The organism is Kitasatospora sp. NPDC024654 (assembly GCF_055559155.1).
Window position 1 is genome coordinate 84562 of the sequence record NZ_JBVHLF010000023.1, and the last position, 18624, is coordinate 103185.

At 71.8% G+C, this 18624-nt stretch carries 16 protein-coding genes and 4 pseudogenes; 7 read left to right on the forward strand and 13 right to left on the reverse strand.

The annotated features are described in order from the left end of the window. Positions 1-194: 194 nt before the first annotated feature. On the reverse strand, positions 195-1133 hold the full coding sequence (locus ACZ38L_RS16545; protein WP_465693570.1) for a serine hydrolase: 939 nt from the start codon (positions 1131-1133) through the stop codon (positions 195-197). A gap of 262 nt (positions 1134-1395) precedes the next feature. Between ACZ38L_RS16545 and ligA the strand changes: the two are divergent. After that, positions 1396-3123 (forward strand): annotated as a pseudogene (gene ligA, locus ACZ38L_RS16550) (NAD-dependent DNA ligase LigA); the annotation flags it as partial. 257 nt (positions 3124-3380) lie between these two features. On the opposite strand, the pseudogene ACZ38L_RS16555 reads toward ligA, so the two are convergent. From ACZ38L_RS16555 to ACZ38L_RS16565, 3 genes and pseudogenes are all read right to left on the reverse strand, one after another. Beyond that, a pseudogene (locus ACZ38L_RS16555) lies at positions 3381-3716 on the reverse strand (carotenoid oxygenase family protein); the annotation flags it as partial. Beyond that, positions 3661-3825: pseudogene (locus tag ACZ38L_RS16560) on the reverse strand (hypothetical protein); the annotation flags it as partial. The pseudogenes ACZ38L_RS16555 and ACZ38L_RS16560, both read right to left, overlap by 56 nt. 129 nt (positions 3826-3954) lie before the next feature. Continuing rightward, positions 3955-4593, reverse strand: a complete 639-nt coding sequence (locus ACZ38L_RS16565; RefSeq protein ID WP_465693574.1) for a DUF4232 domain-containing protein — start codon at positions 4591-4593, stop codon at positions 3955-3957. Between the two features lie 353 nt (positions 4594-4946). Here ACZ38L_RS16565 and ACZ38L_RS16570 point away from each other — a divergent pair, with 353 nt between their 5' ends. Continuing rightward, positions 4947-5402 carry a hypothetical protein gene (locus ACZ38L_RS16570; RefSeq protein WP_465693579.1) on the forward strand — a complete coding sequence of 152 codons (456 nt, stop codon included), beginning with the start codon at positions 4947-4949 and terminating at the stop codon, positions 5400-5402. Between the two features lie 83 nt (positions 5403-5485). Here the strand turns inward: ACZ38L_RS16570 and ACZ38L_RS16575 are convergent, their stop codons facing one another. From ACZ38L_RS16575 to ACZ38L_RS16585, 3 genes are all read right to left on the reverse strand, one after another. Beyond that, entirely contained in the window at positions 5486-6202 is a 717-nt protein-coding gene (locus tag ACZ38L_RS16575) for an alpha/beta fold hydrolase (protein ID WP_465693581.1), read from the reverse strand. 480 nt (positions 6203-6682) lie between these two features. After that, positions 6683-7948, reverse strand: a complete 1266-nt coding sequence (locus ACZ38L_RS16580; RefSeq protein ID WP_465693583.1) for a serine hydrolase domain-containing protein — start codon at positions 7946-7948, stop codon at positions 6683-6685. A 408-nt stretch (positions 7949-8356) separates the two neighbouring features. Next, positions 8357-9028, reverse strand: a complete 672-nt coding sequence (locus ACZ38L_RS16585; protein WP_465693586.1) for a TetR/AcrR family transcriptional regulator — start codon at positions 9026-9028, stop codon at positions 8357-8359. A gap of 61 nt (positions 9029-9089) precedes the next feature. Between ACZ38L_RS16585 and ACZ38L_RS16590 the strand changes: the two genes are divergently transcribed. Then, a complete protein-coding gene (locus tag ACZ38L_RS16590) occupies positions 9090-10064 on the forward strand; it encodes a hypothetical protein (protein WP_465693589.1) in 975 nt (324 codons plus the stop codon). A gap of 272 nt (positions 10065-10336) precedes the next feature. Here ACZ38L_RS16590 and ACZ38L_RS16595 read toward each other — a convergent pair whose 3' ends face one another. The 6 genes from ACZ38L_RS16595 to cynR form a co-directional block, all read right to left on the reverse strand. Next, entirely contained in the window at positions 10337-10759 is a 423-nt protein-coding gene (locus tag ACZ38L_RS16595; RefSeq protein WP_465693593.1) for a hypothetical protein, read from the reverse strand. A 129-nt stretch (positions 10760-10888) separates the two neighbouring features. Then, on the reverse strand, positions 10889-11956 hold the full coding sequence (locus ACZ38L_RS16600; protein WP_465693596.1) for an acyl-CoA dehydrogenase family protein: 1068 nt from the start codon (positions 11954-11956) through the stop codon (positions 10889-10891). Continuing rightward, positions 11953-12423 (reverse strand): acyl-CoA dehydrogenase family protein, encoded by a 471-nt coding sequence (locus ACZ38L_RS16605; protein ID WP_465693601.1) that lies wholly within the window; start codon positions 12421-12423, stop codon positions 11953-11955. Before ACZ38L_RS16605 ends, ACZ38L_RS16600 begins: the two co-directional genes overlap by 4 nt. Continuing rightward, a protein-coding gene (locus ACZ38L_RS16610; protein ID WP_465693605.1) for an IS630 family transposase occupies positions 12401-13449 on the reverse strand; the annotation gives its coding sequence in 2 pieces (ribosomal slippage) (positions 12401-12969 and positions 12969-13449; 1050 coding nt in all). Before ACZ38L_RS16610 ends, ACZ38L_RS16605 begins: the two co-directional genes overlap by 23 nt. 121 nt (positions 13450-13570) lie before the next feature. Further along, positions 13571-14596, reverse strand: coding sequence for a zinc-binding dehydrogenase (locus ACZ38L_RS16615; protein ID WP_465693607.1), 1026 nt, complete (start codon positions 14594-14596; stop codon positions 13571-13573). 444 nt (positions 14597-15040) lie between these two features. Continuing rightward, positions 15041-15964 (reverse strand): transcriptional regulator CynR, encoded by a 924-nt coding sequence (gene cynR, locus ACZ38L_RS16620; RefSeq protein WP_465693611.1) that lies wholly within the window; start codon positions 15962-15964, stop codon positions 15041-15043. Positions 15965-16088: 124 nt separating this feature from the next. Between cynR and ACZ38L_RS16625 the strand changes: the two genes are divergently transcribed. The 4 genes and pseudogenes from ACZ38L_RS16625 to ACZ38L_RS16640 form a co-directional block, all read left to right on the forward strand. Next, positions 16089-16676 carry a carbonic anhydrase gene (locus ACZ38L_RS16625; RefSeq protein ID WP_465693616.1) on the forward strand — a complete coding sequence of 196 codons (588 nt, stop codon included), beginning with the start codon at positions 16089-16091 and terminating at the stop codon, positions 16674-16676. Positions 16677-16812: 136 nt separating this feature from the next. Beyond that, a complete protein-coding gene (cynS, locus tag ACZ38L_RS16630; protein WP_465693619.1) occupies positions 16813-17283 on the forward strand; it encodes a cyanase in 471 nt (156 codons plus the stop codon). 148 nt (positions 17284-17431) lie between these two features. Continuing rightward, positions 17432-17929 carry a nucleoside deaminase gene (locus tag ACZ38L_RS16635; RefSeq protein WP_465693621.1) on the forward strand — a complete coding sequence of 166 codons (498 nt, stop codon included), beginning with the start codon at positions 17432-17434 and terminating at the stop codon, positions 17927-17929. Positions 17930-18178: 249 nt separating this feature from the next. Next, positions 18179-18472: pseudogene (locus tag ACZ38L_RS16640) on the forward strand (IS1634 family transposase); the annotation flags it as partial. Between the last annotated feature and the right edge of the window lie 152 nt (positions 18473-18624).

Genomic DNA, 18624 nt, shown 5'->3' on the forward strand with positions numbered 1-18624 from the left:
TCGGTCTCCCGCTACACCTACCGGGGCAACAAGATCCCAACCCCGTGGCCCCCTGCGAACCCCGCCTGACGGCAGGAACCGTGGAGAGCCCGGTGCGGCGAGAGTCGCACGCCGGGTTCGGAGAGCGGTCCGGGGAAACGGACCGGGAGCAATCTCGGCACCGCGCCCCGGGCCGACTCACCAGTGACCCTGGCTCAGCTCCCGTTCAGTGAACCGGCGGCCGCCTGGGCCACCGACTGCACCAGGGAGATCCCGCTGGACTCGCTCGGATTGCCGTCCGAGACCGCCGCGATCAGCAGCTCGTGCCCGTCCCGCTCGACCATCCCGATGCTGTTGATCACCCACAGGCCGGTCGCCGACCGCGGCAGCCAGCCGTCCTTCACCGCGTAGTCGCTGCCGCTCGCCGCCGCGCTCACGCCCCAGCGCTGGTCGCTCTCCACCTGGCCGAGCAGCCCCTGGATGTAGCCGCGCGAGGCGGAGGAGAGCAGCGAGTCGCTGGTGAAGACCTGGCGCAGCAGCTGCACCTGGTCGGCGGCGGTGGTCGAGGTCAGACCCCAGTTGCCGTCCGTGCCACCCGAGGTGGAGGTCAGCCCGAACCGCTGGTTCGCGGCGTTCAGACCGCTCTCCTGGCCGATCTCGTTCCACAGGGCGGTCGCGGAGTCGTTGTCGCTGTTCTCGATCATCGTGGTGGCGAGGCTCTGCTGTGCCGCGGTCAGCGTGGTGCCCTGGTCCTGGGCCTGGAGCAGCAGCGTGGACAGGATGTCGACCTTGACGATGCTGGCGGTGGCGAAGCCGTGGCCGGGCGCGCCGTAGGTGAGCGACTGCCCCGTGCTCAGGTCGGTGACCGAGACCGAGGCCGCTCCGTTGGCCTGGGCGACGGCGCTGCGCAGCGCGGCGTCGGCGACCGGGGCGGAGGCGGCGGCCGGAGTGGCCGAGACGCTCGCCGAGGGCTTCGCGGACGCGGAGGAGTTCGCGGACACGGGGGAGGAGGTCGAGTCGGCCACGGCGGACATTCGCGGGTGACTCTCGGCAGCACCGGGGTGCCCTTGCAGCAGCACGGTGATGGCTCCCGCGGCCGCGAGAATGCTGACAGGCGTCAGCAGCCTGGTCAGGAAGACACTACGCATCGACATGCTGGATGACGCTAGAGAGCGCCGCTTTGAGCAGTCTGAAGACACTATGGGCGTTTCCTAACACCGGGATCGCCCAGCAAGACGCGACCTGACCGGCGCGCCGTTCATCCGCTCGAACCCGCTACCGCCCCGCCCCGGGGCCCGGCCGACCGCGCACCGCCGCGCCCGCCCGCCGGACCCCGGACGCTCACCGGCACCGGGCCGGTGACCGTGGGGCGGTTGCGCCCTTGGATGCCCAGCACTGTCAGTACTGGTGGGGATGATGCGCGGCATGATCGACGAAGCCGCTCCGCTGCTCTCCCCGTCCGCCTACGCCGAAGCCGTGCCACCGCCGTGCGGGCCTGCGCCGCGTACCACGCCGACGGCTCCACCCCGCTCGGTGACGACGAGTACGACGCCCTGGTGCGGGCGATCGAGGTCTACGAGCGTGAGCACCCGGACCGGGTGCTGCCCGACTCCCCGACCGGCAAGGTCGCCGGCGGCGCGGTTGGCGGCGACGTCCCGCACAGTGCGCCGATGCTGTCCCTGGACAACGTGTTCTCGGCCGAGGAACTGGCCGACTGGGCCGCCGGGCTGGAGCGGAGGCTGGGACGGCCGGTCGCCGGCTGGTGCGTGGAGCCGAAGCTGGACGGCCTGGCCGTCGCGGCCCGTCACCGGGCGGGGCGCCTGCACCAGGTGATCACCCGGGGCGACGGCCTCGCCGGGGAGGACATCACCCACGCCGCCGACGCGGTCCTCGGCCTGCCCGCGGAACTGGCTGAGCCCCTCGACGTCGAGCTGCGCGGCGAGGTCCTGCTCACCCAGGAGCAGTTCGACTCCGCCAACCGGGTGCGCGCCGACCACGGTGCCACCCCGTTCGCCAACCCGCGCAACGATGCTGCCGGCACCCTGGGGGCCAAGGACCGCCCCTACCGCATGGAGCTGACCTTCTTCGCCTACGGCGCCGTGGGGCTCGACGACGGCATCACCCACACCCGCCTCCTGGAGCGCCTCGCCGCCCTCGGCGCCAACACCGCCGCCACCACGGCGGCGCGGCCGGTGCGCCGCGCCGTCATCGAGGAGGTCGAGCAGCGGGTCGCCGAGATCGCCGCCCTGCGCGCGGCGCTGCCGTTCGGTATCGACGGCATCGTCATCAAGGCCGACTCCGCCGCCGACCAGGAGGAGGCCGGTTCCGGGTCCCGCGCGCCCCGTTGGGCCGTCGCCCGCAAGCTGGCCGCCCAGCACCAGGTCAGTCGGCTGCTCGACGTCGAGTGGAACGTCGGACGCACCGGGATCATCGCCCCGCGCGCCGTCCTGGAACCAGTGGTGATCGACGGCGTCACCGTCACGTTCGCGACGCTCCACAACCCGGCGGACATCACCCGGCGCGGCCTGATGATCGGCGACAGGGTCTTCGTCTACCGCGCCGGAGACGTGATCCCGCGCGTGGAAGCGCCGGTGGTCGACGAGCGCACCGGTGCCGAGGAGCCGATCGTCTTCCCCGAGGCCTGCCCGCGCTGCGGCGACGCCATCGACCGCGCCGAACAGCGCTGGCGCTGCGTGCGCGGCCGCGACTGCCAGGCCGTCGCCTCGATCCTCTACGCGGCGGGCCGTGACCAGCTCGACATCGAGGGACTCGGCGGCACCCGGGCCGTCCAGCTGGTCGAAGCGGGCCTCGTCGCCGACGTCGCCGACCTGTTCACCCTCACCCGGGAGCAGCTGCTCACCCTGAAAGCGCATGGGTGAGACCAGCGCCGACAACCTCCTCGCCGCGATCGGGACCGCCCGCGCGCAGCCGCTGAACCGGGTGTTCTGCGCCCCCGGGATCCGGGGCACCGGCCGCACCATGTCGCGCCGGATCGCCGCGCACTTCGGCAGCATGGCCGCCATCCGCGCGGCCGACGCCGAGACACTGGCCGGCGTCGATGGGATCGGCACGGAGAAGGCCCGGGCCATCGTCGCCGAGCTCGCCGAGGTCGCGCCCGTCCTCGACAAGCTCGCGGCGCTGGGTGGGGGCACGGCCGGGACGAGCCCTTCTCGTCGGGGAAGGAGATGGCGTAGGGGTAGCGGTTCTCGGCGCCCAGGTACTGCTCGTTGAGGCCGGGAATTCCACCGGCAGGTCGTCGATGATCTGCTCGTCGACGCTGCCGGCCGTCGTGTCGACCACCCAACGGCGGGTGTAGGAGCGGGCGACGCGCCCGCTCCCGGGATCTCGGCGCTGTGGACGATCTGGCCCTTGGCGTCGGCGACGTAGTACACGAGGTAGGGCGGGAAGGGCGAGGAGCCGAAGAAGTGGAGCTCCCCCATCACCGGGTCTTCCTTGGGGTGCGCGGTCATCGCGGTGCGCAGCTTGCCGTCGAAGTCGAAGGCGCCGACCGTTTCCAGCTCCCGGGTGAGCTCGAAGGGGATGTTCGCCTCGCACAGCGCGAGCAGGCTCGGCGCCACGTCCGGGGGCGCCGACCCACCAGTTCCAGGAGAGGTGGAATCCCTCCCGGTCCACGGTGGGGCCTTCCAGGACGATGCGGCCCTGGCCGTCCTCGTAGGAGTTGGCGACGTGCAGCAGGTTGCCCGGTTCGATGGAGAACCAGCGGACGTGCTGGGCACCGTCGCTTCCGCGGGGCATGACGCCGATGCGGGCGGGCTGCTGGTCGTTCCAGCCGTAGGGGATGCCGGAGTGGTCGGTCAACACCACCAGTGGCCGGTGCTGGGCCATCTCCCCCCAGGACTGGGTGCGCACCGGTGTCAGGAACGCGCGCTGTGGCCGCCGGACGGGTACGGCCGGGGGAGCGCACGTGCGGCGGAAGCGCGCGCCCGGCGGCGGTGGAGTGGCCGCGGACGGTCGCTACCGGGCGACCGGCGGGCTCATGCGGACCTCGTCGCCGCAGATGGAGATCTCGGCCGGCTTGCCGTTCTGGTCCACCACCGGGACCCGGGCTTCGGCGCTGTCACCCGGCGCGGCCACGCCGGCGGAACTGGCAGTAACGGAAACGCAGTTGCCGCTGTCCGGACCCTTGCCGTTCAACTCGGAGTAGCGCAGGGCGATCACCGCCTTCTTGCCCGCGCCCAGCGTCACCGGGGCAGGGCTGCCCTTCCCGACCCCGAGGGCCTGCGGCCCCTTGCCCACGCGGAACTCGAGCTTCGGGTAGCCGGCCAGGGTGCAGCTGTCGGAGCCCGGGTTGGCGGCGACGAGTTCGGCGTTCGCCGGGTCCTTCGTGCTGCTGCTCGCGTCGGCGAGGAGGGTGAGCGTCCACCTCAGGTTCTGCGTACGGCAGTGGGCGGCCTGCGGGTCGCCGGAGCCCGTCGACGCCATGGTCGTGGCGGAGACCGGAGCCGTGGCCACGGCCGGTGCGGCGGATTGACCCGCGATCGGTGCGGCGGGCACCGGCGCGGCCCCACCGGCCTTCGGAGGGCCGGCCGTGGAGCTGGAACCGCAGGCCGTCAGGCTGAGCCCGGCCAGCAGCGCGGATACGGAAACCGTCAACAGTAAGCGCGAGCGCATGGATCCCCCCCGGATCGTCAGGACAGCCGACGGGTCACCTCTGCCCGCCCGACGGTGCGTACTCGGAGGTGAGGACGGCGGGAAAGGCCAGGCCGGTTGCGTCTGGATGAGATTTTCCTGAGAGGCACTCATGACCGCCGGCCCGAGTCCTGCGTGGGCCGCCCCCTCGGGCGGCAGGCTGCCTGCTGTACCTTCCCGCCGCATGCCGTATGCCGTCGCGTGGGTCCACGGCCTGCTCGTCGGGCACACTCCTCGCAGGACAGCTCCCTGCTGTCCGGTCGCGGTGAAGTTTCGCCAGTCCCAGCAGAGTTCGACTGGCACGAGGAGGTTCTCCTGTGAGCCGGCTGTACGTTCACCCTGGCGTCGACCCCGATGAACCGGATCTGCCCGTCGCCGTCCTCGTTGTCGATCCCGAGGGAACGCCCGGGGAGCGTGCCGTGGCCCGGCTCGGCACCCACTGCCACGAGGTCAACGGGTGGGCCTGCCTGTTGCCGACCGACGGTTGGGCCGAGCACGCACGCGACGGCGCCCGGCTGGTGGTCGACGTCGCCGTCCACCCGGCCGCGTTGCGCGCGATCGGCGTGGACCCCGCCGACTTCCCTGGTCGGTCGGCCGTCGACCCGGAGGCCGTGGTGGTCCTGCGCGCGCAGACAGCGGCCGGCCCGGAGCCGTCCGTACGACTGTCCGAAGGGACCGCCGTCTTCACCGCGGGCCCGGACGTTCCACTGGACGAGCTGCTCGCCACCTGTGAGGACTGGCCGATGCTGCTCGCGCCCCCGCTCGAGGCATAGCCCGACGGTGGTGCTCCCTTCGACAGCGCCCGGTCCCGCCGCGTTCGCGCAGGCCCGATGCCACCGCTCCACCGGCCACGTGCTCACCCGCGGCGCGGCAGTGTGCTCCCGGTCGTCGCGGTGGCGGTGGCCGCCTGGAGGATCAGGTCGGCGACGGCGTCGGGACGGGCGATCGGGGACACGTGGCAGGTGTCGATCTCCACGGTGTGGGAGTGGGCGCGCTTGGCCTCGAAGCGTTCCTGCTCCGGGTTGATGGTCATGTCCTGTCGGCCGACAAGCGCCCAGGACGGGATGTACTTCCACGCCGCGACCTTGGCCTTCTCCGAGAAGGCGGTGGTGGCCGCGGGCCGCTGGGTGACGGCCAGCAGGTTCGCCTCGTTGGCTGGCAGGCAGGCGGCGAAGACCGGGTACACCTTGTCGTGCTCGAGGTACAGGTCGGTCCCGGTGACACCGCCGCCCGCCTGGTACGGCACGGACCTGGTGGCGGTGCCCAGGGCACTGGGGAACCGGGCGGACAACGACATGCCGCTCTCACCCACGTCGGGCATCAGCGCCGAGATGTACACCAGGGACTTGACCTGGGGATTGCCGGCTGCGGCCGTGCTGATCACGGCGCCGCCGTACGAGTGGCCGGCCAGCACCACGGGCCCCTTGACGCTCCTGAGCACGGAGGCGATGTACGCGGAGTCGCCGTACAGCCCTCGCAGTGGGTTGGCCGGGGCCATGACCGGGTAGCCGCGGCGTTCGAGCCGTTCGATCACCCCGTTCCAGCTGGATCCGTCGGCGAAGGCACCGTGCACCAGCACGATGGTCGGCTTCCCGCCGCCCGCGCCGCTGGCCGCGACAGCCGGTGCTCCCGGAGCCGAGCACAACGCGGCCGCGGCGCACATCGCCGCGGCAAGGTGGAGACGCCGGGCACGGCGTCGGATGCCATGGGCCGCAGATGTCATCATGCTGTCCCCGCATTCCCTTGAGGGTTACCGCACGCATCAGCGTTCACGCGCTGCCGCCACCGCGCCCGCCCTTCGGCGCAATCGGGTGAAATCGGCGCGGCATCGGAGTGACAGCTGCACCCGCTACGCATGTCAGCGGCCGAGATCCGGATGGCCGCTGACATCCCGAGCCCTTCGGCGCCGCGCAGACCTGCGCTGCTGTTGGCGTCGGCCCGGTCGGTGCGGCGGGGCGTGGACGCCGTACACGCCCCGCCAGCCACGCCGCGGAGTCAGCGTGGCTGGACTTCGGGCAAGGCGCGCCGGCCGCGCCCGCGGGCGCTTGGCCGGCTAACTCCGACTCTCGGGGTTCCCGTTGGCCTGCGGCGCCAGCACCGCCTCCAGCAGCCGGTTCGACAAGGCGGTGGGGGCGCCGTTGTTGGCCGCCGTGGTGGAGACCGAGAACACCGCTCGCACCGAGAGGTCCCGGGTGGCGAACATCCCGTTCGCGTAGCCGAAGTCGTGTCCCGTCTTGCCCCACAGCGTCTGGCCGTTGGGGAGCGGGACGGCCATCAGTCCGGCACCGAAGCAGGCCGGGCCGGGCTTGCCGCCGTTGAGGCAGTCGGAGTCGTCCGCGTACGGGACGACCTTTCCGTCGGGTCCCGTGGGCAGCGTGAACATCTCGTTCAGCTGGGCGGGCGGCAGCAGTTCGCCCTTGAACAGCGCGCTGATGAAGTGGTCCAGGTCGGCGGGGGTGGAGATCATGTTGGACGGGTCGCCGCCCTGCTCGCTGACGTCCACGGGCTGGCCCTGGCTGTTGACCAGGTAGCCGTGCAGGTAGGGCTTGGGCATGGTCGGGTCGTCCTCGGGCACCGAGGTCTGGTTCAGGTGCAGCGGCTCCAGGATCCGGCTGGTCACCTCGGCCTTGTAGGACCTGCCGGTGATGTGCTCGATCAGCGCACCGCCGATCCGGAAGCCGAGGGAGTTGTACTGCTGCTCCGTGCCGGGCGCGAAGTGCGCGGTCGGCCAGGGGCGGCCGGTGGGGCGCAGGGTTCCCTCGATCTCGTCGTCGAAGGTGCGGTACTGGAGGTGTTCGGCGATCTGCTGGTCCGCGGTCAGTACCGGCCCGCCCTCGAAGACGTCCGGCAGGCCGCTGGTCATGTCGAGCAGCTCGCGAACGGTGATCGGGGCGAAGCTGGCCGGGATCAGGCCGGGCAGGTAGGACTGCACGCTCTGGTCCAGATCGATCCGTCCCTCCGCCGCCAGCTGGAGGATCACCACGCTCTCGAACGTCTTCGAGATGCTGCCGATGTGGAAGTGCGCGTTGTCCGCGACCTTCCGGCCGGTCACGGTGTCGCCGGAGGAGCCGCGCCACAGCTGCCCCGGCTCGGCGACCCGCGCGATGGCGCCGGCTGCCTGGTCGCTGGGACGGATGTCGATGGCCGCCTGCAGTGCGGCCGGGTCCAGCGCCGGGAACCCGGGAGCGGACGCTGGTGTTCCGCCGCCCGAGGATCTGGGCGCGGCCGCGAAGGCCGTCGTCCCGCCCGCAGCGGTGGTGGCGATCAGGGCGGAGCAGGCCAGGCTCAGGGTGGCGATGCGGCGGGCGAGGGTGTTCATCTGTGACTCCGGCTGGTGGTTCGGCAACTGGCGGTCCGTCAGGAACATCTTTGCGAGGCGGGTGGCCCGGGGGTATCGGGAACAACCCTGGGCCGCCCCTGGGACGGAACCCCGATGACGTTCCAGGGGTCGCTGGTCGAGGCGTGGGGTGGTCCGGGGACCGGATGGTGTGGCCCCGGGGGTGTTGCCGGTGTCCTGGGACTGCTCACGGGTGTTGGGGAATCTGGAGCCGGCCGGCTCCGCCCCACGCTGACCGCATGCCAGCCCCAGCCGGCCCGGCGGTCCTTCCCTCTGGTCCCGTCGGCCTTGGCCGAGACGGAACGAGCGCCGACGAGCCAGCACCGAAGGTGGGCCGGAACCCGGGTTTCGAACAGCGCCTGTGTCAGCGGGACTTCGTTCCGGGCGCTCTCACCGGGGGAGCCGTGGCTCCTGCGACGTCCGTTCGCCGCCTGTGTGAAGTCCGGAGCAGAGCAGGTCGAACGTCTGGAGGGCCGCCGAGGCGACGGCGTCGCGGGCGCGCGCGGGCGGTTCGCCGGACATGATGCGTCGTCGGAGCTCGCGCAGGGCGGCGCGGTGCGTTCCGGCGATGGCGCCCGCGAGGAGCACGGGCAACGCGTGGCCGGCCTGGCCGGTGGTGTCCGCCGCGTTCGGCGGATGCTCGGTCAGAGCGGTCGCCAGAGCGGCCTCGATGTGTTCGCCGATCTCGCGTTCGCGGGCGCGCAGGGCCGGGCTGTCCTGGATGACCTGCCAGAACGCGGGCGCTCCGGGCCGGAGCCCGAGCATGGGGTGGTCCTGCCGTAGGGCGGAGAGCAGGTCGTCGCGGACGGCCTCGACGGGGCAGGTGCCGGGGGGTCGGTCGCGCACCAGGGTGGCGAGGTGGTTCTCGACCTCGGCCTGGCGGTCGAAGAACAGGTCTTCCTTGGCGGGGAAGTAGTTGAACACGGTGTTGGTGGACACGCCCGCGTGCCGTGCCACCTCGGCGACCGTGATCTGGTCGAAGCCGTGCTCCAGGAAGAGCGGCAGGGCCGCGTCGGCGATCGCCGTGCGGGTCTGCCGCTTCTTGATCTCTCGAAGGCCCATGTCGCACATGATAGTGTCGCCACAAATTTGGTGTGACACCAAGATTTGGGGTGGGGCCAGCATGACCATGACCTTCGGCATCTATCCCGGCGGCCTCCTGGGCGACGACCAGGGCATCATCCATCCGGTCCGACCGGACGAGCCGAACCGCGTCATCGACGCCCTCGACGAACTCCAGGGCGACGCGGCCACGTTGGCGGTGCGCGCCTACCGCTCGTTCGCCGCCACCGTGACACCGCCGCCGCCCGCGCCCGCCGACCCGCACGCCCACCTCCGGCGCGGGCGCACCCTGGACCTCGTGCTGCAGTTCCGCGAGCCGTCCGGCGAGCTGGACGGCTGGCCGGAGTTCGTCCGCGAGGTCGTCCGGACCGGTGGATCCGAGCTGGCATCCGTCCAGATCTGCGAGGAGCCCAACCTCAACCTCCCCGTCGTCGACGGCAGCATCCCCAACGTCCTGAACGCACTCGTCCAGGGTGTCGTCGCCGCCAAGCAGGAGGCCCGATCCCTCGGCCACCGTGTGGCGGTCGGCTTCAACGCCGTGCCGACCTTCGACCCGGCCGACACCTTCTGGTCCGAACTCGGCGCCCTGGCCGACGCGCGCTTCCGGCAGAGCCTGGACTACGTCGGCCTGGACTTCTTCCCGGACGTGTTCCGGCCCATCGCGGCCGACCAGTTGGCGGGCGCCGTCACCGGGGTCCTCACGGCGTTCCGCCGCACCAGCCTGCCGCAGGCCGGCATCCCCGGCACCGTCCCGATCCGCATCTGCGAGAACGGCTGGCCGACCGGCCCCGGCCGCACCGAGCAGCGACAGGCCGCCGCCCTCGACACCGTCATCCGGACCGTCGCCGCCCTCGCCACCGACCTGAACATCGACGGCTACTCGCTCTTCGCCCTGCGGGACGCCGACAGCAACGCCGAAGGGCTCTTCCACCACTTCGGCCTGCTGCGCGACGACTACACCCCCAAGCCGGCCTTCGCGACCTACCGGCAACTCATCAAGGAACTGGACAAGGCGCCGGTCGCCCCGGCTCGGTGACGTCGCGTCCGCCAGGGGTCGCGCTGCTTTCAGATCGGGCGGACGCCGAACCACCGTTCCCGGCGGTGATCCGCCGGTAGGTGCCCCCGCCCCGGGCACGGGACGCCAGAGGGGTGCCCCCGGCCCGTCAACGCCGCCGGAAACCCGACTCCCACGGACGACGAGAGTCAGGTCCGGCGGCGTGGAACTGCCACCCGTCACCCGCGACCTGGGCCGCCGGACACCAGCTCGGGGCGTCAGGTCCGGTGGACGGTGGCGAGCGCCGGCGGCGCTCAGCGCGGGGCGATCGAGTACCGCGGCTTCGTCCCGGGAGGTGCGAGCGGCAGGTCGCCGATCTGCTCCAGCGGTACGGGGTCGGCCACCAGGTCCTGCCAGGGGAACCGGTCGCGGGTCCGGGCCAGGAAGTCCAGTGCCGCGGTCAGGTGGCGTGGTTCGTAGTTGTGCACACCGACCACGGACAGGTGGCGGCGGACCACCGCCTCCGGGGCGAGGGCGGCGGGTGCGGCGAGGGCGTCCGGCAGGGCGTCGTCGACGGCGGCGATCGGCATGCCGGCGGGGAGCAGCACGTGCCGGGCGTAGCCGCCGGACAGTCCCCAGGGGGAGTTCCGGGACTCGTGGCCGGCCTTGCGTACGGTGTGGCCCTTGGTGGTGATGCCGGCCGTGCAGCGGTCGCAGGTGCCGCACGGGAGGGTCACCGACCAGTTGACTTCCTCCCCCTCCCTGAAGGGAGGGGATTCCCCTCAGCCTCGCGGCTGAGCCGAGCGCGACACCTCGACCGCGATCCCGCCCCGACCGCACGGCGTGGTCCGGTCGGCGGCGCGGGGTCAGGGCGTGGTGGTCAGGGCTGGCCACAGGGCGGCGGCGGTGACGGACCGGGCCAGGCGGGCTGCCCAGGTGGTCTCGTCGCCGTCCTCGTCCCGCCAGGACCACAGGCGGGTGGTGGCCAGGTGGAGCGGGCTGAGTTTGGTGATGCCGATGGCGCCGTGCAGCTGGTGGGCGATCCGGGCGATCTCGGCAGCCGAGGCGGATGCCTGGGTCTTGGCGGCGGAGACGCTGAACCGGGCGGCGGGGCCGCCGGTGTCCAGCGGCGCGGCGGCGGCCTGGACGGCGGCGCGGACCAGGGCGCTCTCCTCGATCAGCCGGGCCTCCTCCTGCTTGACGGCCTGGAAGCGGCTGAGCGGGCGGCCGAACTGGGTGCGGGCGCCGGTGTGGGCGACGGTCAGTTCGACACAGCGTTCGGCGGCGCCGGCGATCAGGGCCGCCCGGGCCAGGGCCGCGCGGAGTTCGGCCTCCTCGAACAGTTCCCGAGGGATCCGGCGGACCTGCGCGGCGGGGATCTCGAGAGCGGCCAGGTGCAGGTCGTCACGGGGTTCCTCGGCGAGGTTGCCGCCGGGGGTGAGGACGGCCCGGCCCGGGGCGAGGGTGAAGAGGACGGGACCGCAGGGGGCGGTGGCCAGCACGATCACGCGGGTGGCATCGCGGGCCCAGGGGATGCGCCGCAGGGTGCCGGTGACCAGCAGGGTGTCATCCTCGCCCACGCTGCCGCCCGAGCCGACGGCGGAGGCGGCCGGATGGGCGTGGCGGATCGTCAGCTCGGGCGCGATGGCGTAGCTGAGCGGACCGTCCGGGACGGCGAGGCCGGCGCGGCGCAGCAGCGGGCGAGCGACCAGGGCGGTTTCGGCGAACGGGGCGGGGACGGCGCGGCGTCCGGCCTCCTGGGCGGCGGCCAGGAGTTCGGCGGTGTCGGCGTCGGGGGACGGGAGGGCCACGGCGTCCGGGGCGGTGGTGTTGGTGACGACGGCGATGGCGTCCGGGTCGGCGAAGAAGGCCGCGGTGTCGTAGTCGGCGGCGGAGATGACGGGGCTGTCGGTGACGATGGTGTGGGTGTTCAAGAGTGCTGCTCCAGACCGCGAGTGATGATGCCGCGAAGGATTTCGTTGGTGCCGCCGCGCAGGGTGTAGCCAGGGCTGTGCAGCAGGGCGAAGGCGAGCAGTTCGGAGTGGCTGCCGGGGGTGGCGTGCGGGTCGGCCGGCGTCGGCAGGACGCCGCGGACGGTGTCGATCAGCGTGCCCTCCAGGCGGGTGCCGAGGTCCTTGACCAGGGCGGCCTGGGTGTCGGGCGAGGCTGCGGCGTCCAGTGCGGCGGCCACGCCGAGGGAGAGCCGGCGGACGCTGTGCAGCCGGGCCGTCAGGATGCCGAGCTGGGCCAGTTGTTCCGCCGTCGCGGCGCGCTGCTCGAGTTCACGGAGCAGGGAGACCAGCAGCGGGAAGGTGGAGAGGTAGCGTTCCGGGCCGCTGCGTTCGAAGGCCAGCTCGCCGGTGACCTGCTTCCAGCCATCACCCTGACGCCCGAGCAGCATGCCCTCCGGGACGTCGACGCCCGCCAGGTGGAAGGCGTTGAAGCGGTATGGCGGCGGCGAGCTGGTCGGTGGAGTGGGGTGCGAGGTTGGCCAGGCTCTTCTTCAGGTGCGCCCACACACCTTCGGCGGGGTTCAGGTCTGGGGCGTACACGGGGAGGCGGAAGACGGTCAGCCAGGACCGGGCCGCGATGAGCTCGCGCATCGCGTGGTCGGTGTGGGCGGTGGCGTTGTCCCACACCAGCACGATCGGGCTGCCGAGTTGCTGGTGTGCAGCGTCCAGCAGACGGGCGAGGTCCCTCTCGCGAAAGCCCTTCTTCTCGCCCTTGCGGCCGTGGTGGACCAGCATCCGGTAGATCAACCGGGAGGGCCGGCCCGGTCGAGTGCACACGAGCCCGGCGAGCGAGACACGTCCCGAGCCCTTCCCGGTGACCTTCACGACGGGAGTGACACCTTTGCGGGACCAGGTGCGCGCCTTCGGCGGCCTCAGTGACTGACCGGCCTCGTCCTCGAAGACCACCCACGCGCCCTGGTCCCGTGCCGTTTTCCCACCTCAGGCCAGGTCCCTTCCCGCCAGGCGGCCACCGCCGCCTCGTCGCGCTCCACCGCCCGGTGCACCGGAACCTGCACACTCCAGCCGATCCGGTGCAACACCAGCGACATGCCCTTCAGACTGTAGGAGACCTTGAACAGCCGGCGGACGAGCACCACGATCCGCGCCAGGGTCCAGCGCTGGTCCTCCGTCCAGCCGTGCACCGCCGGCCCTCGCTCCAACTCGACCTCAAGCCGCGCCAGTTGTTCCGCGTCCAGCCGGCACCGCGGGCCCGATCCCTTGGAGACCAGGGCTTCGACCCCGCCGTCCCGCCACCTGGCATACCAGGCATAGGCAGACTTCCTTGACACCCGCAGACGCCGCGCGACCTCCGGCGGCTGCACCCCCAACTCGAACAACTCCACGGCCTCGAAACGCACCCGCTCCCGCTTCGCTCGCCCCGCAGCGGTCAATCCGCCGCCATCCGCGTACCTCATATCCATGGAGTAGCGAAAGGATCACCACTTGTCACCCCCTCAAGACAACCTCAGTTGCGGGGCCGGCTCCCCCGGGGCCGGCGGGTCCGCAGGGCCTTGAGCAGGCCGAGGAACTCGCGCCTCAGCCGAAGTGGATCAGCGGCTTGATGATCCCGTCGGCCCGTTCCGCCATCATCGAAAACGCCCGTTCGATCTCGTCGAAGCCGAACTCGTGCGTGGTCATCCGGGTGGGGTCGACCCTGCCGTTCTCCACCAGCCGGAAGATGCGGCGCAGCCGCTCCCGGCCTCCCCGGTTGAGCCCGCCGTAGACCTGCTTGTCGGACATGCCGTATCCGAACGCCTCCAGGAGGATGGTCAGCGGTTCGGACACCTCGCCGTGGTAGCCGACGTTGGAGATGCGCCCGCCGGGTTTGGTGACGCGCAACGTCGCTTCCCAGGTCGCGGGCGTTCCCAGCGCCTCTATCGCGGCATCGACGCCCTGGCCGTCCGTCAGTTCCAGGATCCGCGCCACCGGATCGCACCGCGTGTGGTCGACGACCACGTCGGCACCGAAGTGACGCGCCAGCTCCGCGCGTTCGGGCAGTGACTCGACGGCGATGATGAGGCCGGCACCGCGCAGCCCGCACCCGATGGTGGCCGAAAGACCCACGGCTCCCTGCGCGAAGATCGCGACGGTGTGGCCGAAGTCGAGTTCCGCGTGTTCGGCCGCCACGAACCCGGTCGACAGCATGTCCGTCGCGTACAGCGCCTGATGGTCGGAGAGGGCATCGGGAATCGGGGCGAGGTTCGCCTGCGCGTTGTTGACGAGGAAGTACTGGGCCAGGCTCCCCTCCACCCGGACGGTGAACTTGGCGCCCCCCATCATCCTGCCGCCGCACCGCGAGGAGAGCCCGCGCTGACAGAACTCGCACTGGAAGCAGGGGGTGACCCCACTCGCCGCGACGCGCTCGCCGACGCGGATCCCCTCGACGGCCGATCCGAGCGCATGGACCGTTCCCACGGCCTCGTGTCCCAGGGTGACGCCGGAGCGGACCGGGATCGCGCCCCTCACCGTGTGGACATCGGAAGTGCACACCATGGCCGCGGTCGTGAGCACCACGGCGTCGTTGGGTCCGGGCCGGGGGATCGGTTTCTCCACGACGCCCACTTCGCCTGGTCCTCTGAATACCAAGGATCTCATCGCCCCACCGGCAATCCATGGGCAATCCACGAGTGCGCGGGGCCGCACCGCCCCCGGCGGCCGGTCCGAACGGGAATGTGCCCGCCGGCGCGCCGCGTCTCCCAGCCTGGCCCACGGCGGGGGACCCCGCACACTGCGGGCGCCCACCCGCCGTCGCCGCCATCCGGGCGGGCGGGGTGCCGGCGGCGAGGTCCGTCTGCCGGCGCCGGGCCGGCCGCCGCGGCGGCCCCCCGCAGGTGTTTCAGCGCTCTCCAGCCTCAAGCCGGGTCACGGTGACCGCAGTTCGTTCGGGCTGGCCAAGGACGCGCGGGGTGGCGGGTGACGCGCCGATCCCACCCCGCGTCCCGGTGGCCGCGCCGGACCGTGCACCGAGGCCGCCCGCGGCTCGCACCAACCCGCGTGCGCCCCTGGCTACTTCGGGGGTTGGCTTGGCGGTGGGGTGTAGCCGCGGGTTTGGACGAGGTCGTGGGTGAGCTCGGTGAAGGCGCGGGTGGCGGCGCTGTGGTAGGCGCCTTGCCGGTGCAGGAGGGTGACGGTGCGGGTGGGCAGGGGCGGGTCGAGGGGGACGGGGGTGAGGTGGGGGTGGTCGTGGGTGATGGCGTCGGGCAGGACGGTGGCCAGAGGGGTGCGTCGGACGATTTCGGTGAGGGCCTGGATGGAGTTGGCCTCGACCGTGATGCGGGGTGCGATGCGGTGGTCGGCGAAGTAGCCGTCGATGTGGCTGCGGGTGGCGAAGTCGCCGCTGAGCAGCGCCAGTTGTTCGCCCATCAGGGCGTGGACGGGTAGCGGGGCCGGTGTCGTGGGGGCGTGCGGGGTGCTGGTGACGAGGCTGAGGGTCTCGGTGAACAGCGGGGTGGCGGTGATGCCGGGCGGGTGGGGGCCGGTGAAGGCGATGCCGAGGTCGAGGTCGTCGGCGAGCAGGGCGGCTTCGATGCGGTCCTGGGTCGTCTCCGCCAGGGTGAGGCTGATGCCGGGGTGGCGGGTGTGGAGTTCGGCGGTGAGCGGGCCGATGAGGTAGGCGGTGAAGGTGGGGGTGATGCCCAGGCGCAGGTGGCCGCGGGAGAGGTCCTGGACGTCGTGGACGGCGCGTTCGGCGGCGGCCAGGTCGCGCAGTGCGCGCCGGGCGTGGTCGGTGTAGACGGCGCCGGCGTCGGTGAGCCGTACCGCGCGGCCGGTGCGGTCCAGCAGTTGCACGCCCAGGGTTCGCTCCAGCTGCTTGATCTGCTGGGAGAGCGTGGGCTGGGAGATGTGCAGGTCCTCGGCGGCGCGGGTGAAGTTGCCGTGTTCGGCGACGGCGAGCAGGTAGCGCAGGTGACGCAGTTCGAGAGCGGCCATGGAAGAGACTATAGATATGACCAATGGGTTCCATGGTTAGCGACTCTTGGACACTATACGCACAGGTCATGCATGGTGGATCCCACCAGCCCGGAGGGGCCGGTCGCCACCGAAGGAAGTGACCATGCAGGACCTCACCGAGGGCGTCGCCCGTTTCCAGCGGGACGTCTTCCCGGCCAAGGCGGAGCTCTTCGCCCACCTGGCCACGAACCACACGCCGCACACGCTGTTCATCGGCTGCTCCGACGCCCGCGTCGTGCCCGAGCTGATCACGGGTGCCGAGCCGGGCGACCTGTTCGTCATCCGCACCGCGGGCAACCTGGTGCCCGCCTACCGCCCCGAAGCCGACGGGGTGGCGGCGAGCATCGAGTACGCCGTCGCCGCACTGGGCGTGAAGGACATCATCGTCTGCGGCCACTCCGCGTGCGGCGCGATGACCGCACTCGCCCAGGACCACGACCTCGGCGGTGCCCCGGCCGTCGCCGCCTGGCTGCGGCACGCGGACGCCTCCCAGGCCCGCACCACCGCCGCCGGTGACGTTTCCGCCCTGGTGCGGCAGAACGTGTACGCGCAGCTGGCGAACCTGGCCACTCACCCCTCGGTCGCCCGCGCCCTGGCGCAGCGGAAGGTCACCCTGCACGGCTGGGTCTTCGACATCGTCACCGGCGGCGTCGAGGAACTGCCCACCGCAGGCCCCGCGCTCGCGGCCTGACCCACCTACCGGATCCGGTTCCCCGTCCGCGACAGCGTGCCGGGAACCCCGTCCACCCACCCGCTTGCCACTTCACTCCTCCTCCCCGTGAAGTGGTCCACCCAAGAGAAACCAAGAGAAAGAGGACGTACCGATCATGGTGCACGCTCAGTTCGACTCCACCGCCCGCGAAGCCCTGGCCGTTGCCGCGGTCGAGGCCAAGACCCGCAAGAACCTCTCCTGGCGGCAGATCGCCGACGTCTCCGGCCTGTCGGTGGCCTTCACCACCGCCGCGGTACTCGGCCAGCACCCGCTGCCGGACAAGTCCGCCAAGGCGGTCGCCGAGCTGCTGGGCCTGGACGAGGACGCGGCGATGCTGCTGCAGACCATCCCGACCCGCGGCTCGATCCCCGGCGGCATCCCGACCGACCCGACCATCTACCGCTTCTACGAGATGCTCCAGGTCTACGGCACCACCCTCAAGGCCCTGGTCCACGAGGAGTTCGGCGACGGCATCATCTCCGCGATCAACTTCAAGCTCGACGTGAAGAAGGTCGCCGACCCCGAGGGCGGCGAGCGCGCCGTCATCACCCTGGACGGCAAGTACCTGCCGACCAAGCCCTTCTGACCCGACACCAGGGCCCCGCACACAGCGGGCAGCAACGGGGCGGGCCGGACCACCCTTCCGGCCGGCCCGCCCCGCCCCACGGCGCCCGGGCCCGCACGCCGCCCCGCGAGGCGGCCCCGCATCCCCCTTCCACCCCCGGAGAACCTCCATGGACTTCGTCCAGCGCACCATCGACATCGCCCGCCAGAACGTCGCCGAGGGCGGCCGACCGTTCGCGACCGTCATCGTCAAGGACGGCGAGATCCTCGCCGAGAGCCCCAACAGGGTCGCCCAGACCGGCGACCCCACCGCCCACGCGGAGATCCTCGCCATCCGCGAGGCCTGCACGAAGCTGGGCACCGAGCACCTGACCGGCACCACCATCTACGTTCTCGCCCACCCCTGCCCGATGTGCCTGGGCTCGCTGTACTACTGCTCCCCGGACGAGGTCGTCTTCCTCACCACCCGCGACGCCTACGAGCCCCACTACGTCGACGACCGCAAGTACTTCGAACTGAACACCTTCTACGACGAGTTCGCCAAGCCCTGGCAGGACCGCCGGCTGCCCATGCGCCACGAGCCCCGCGAGGACGCCGTCGAGGTGTACCGGTTCTGGCAGGAGCGCAACGGCGGCGAGCGCCGCGTGGCCGGCGTCCCCACCGCCTGAGCCCGCTGTGCCGGAAGGGATCGGGAAGGTGGCCTGGATCCACCTGGACGCGGGCCGGCTCCTGACCGCCCGCACCCACGGCCGCGAACGCTTCCACCTGCCCGGCGGCAAACCGAGCCCGGCGAGACCATCGAGCAGACCCTGGTCCGTGAGGTCCGTGAGGTCCGCGAGGAACTCGGCATCACCCCGGACTCCTCCACCGTCACCCCCCTGCTGGTGGTGGAGGCCCGGGCCGACGGCGAACCCGCCGACCTGAAGACGGTGCTGGAGCTGCGGCCGGTCTTCCACCGCCTCGAGCACCGCATCCGCGCGCATGTGCTGCTGTGCTGGCTCGCACTGTTGCTGATCCGCGTCGCCGAACGCCGCACCGGCCAGACCTGGAACCGGATCAGCACCGAACTCGGCCACGTCCACGAGGTCACCCTCACCGGCGACGCCGGCCGGCTGACCCAGACCACCCCGCTCGCCGGCGAGCAGGCCGCGATCTACCGCGACTGCGGCATCAAGCCGCCACCCAGGATCACCACCGCAGAACTGTCCTGACCAGCCAGAACGCGACCGCGTGGGCACACGCCCGCACGGTCGCGTTCTTGGCATTTCCGCAGCTCTTGCGTCCTGAACAGGAAAGGAAGTTGATTGTAGGGCAGCTTCTGGAAATGGTGCTGCACGGAAGATGAAGGTCATGGCCCTTCGGA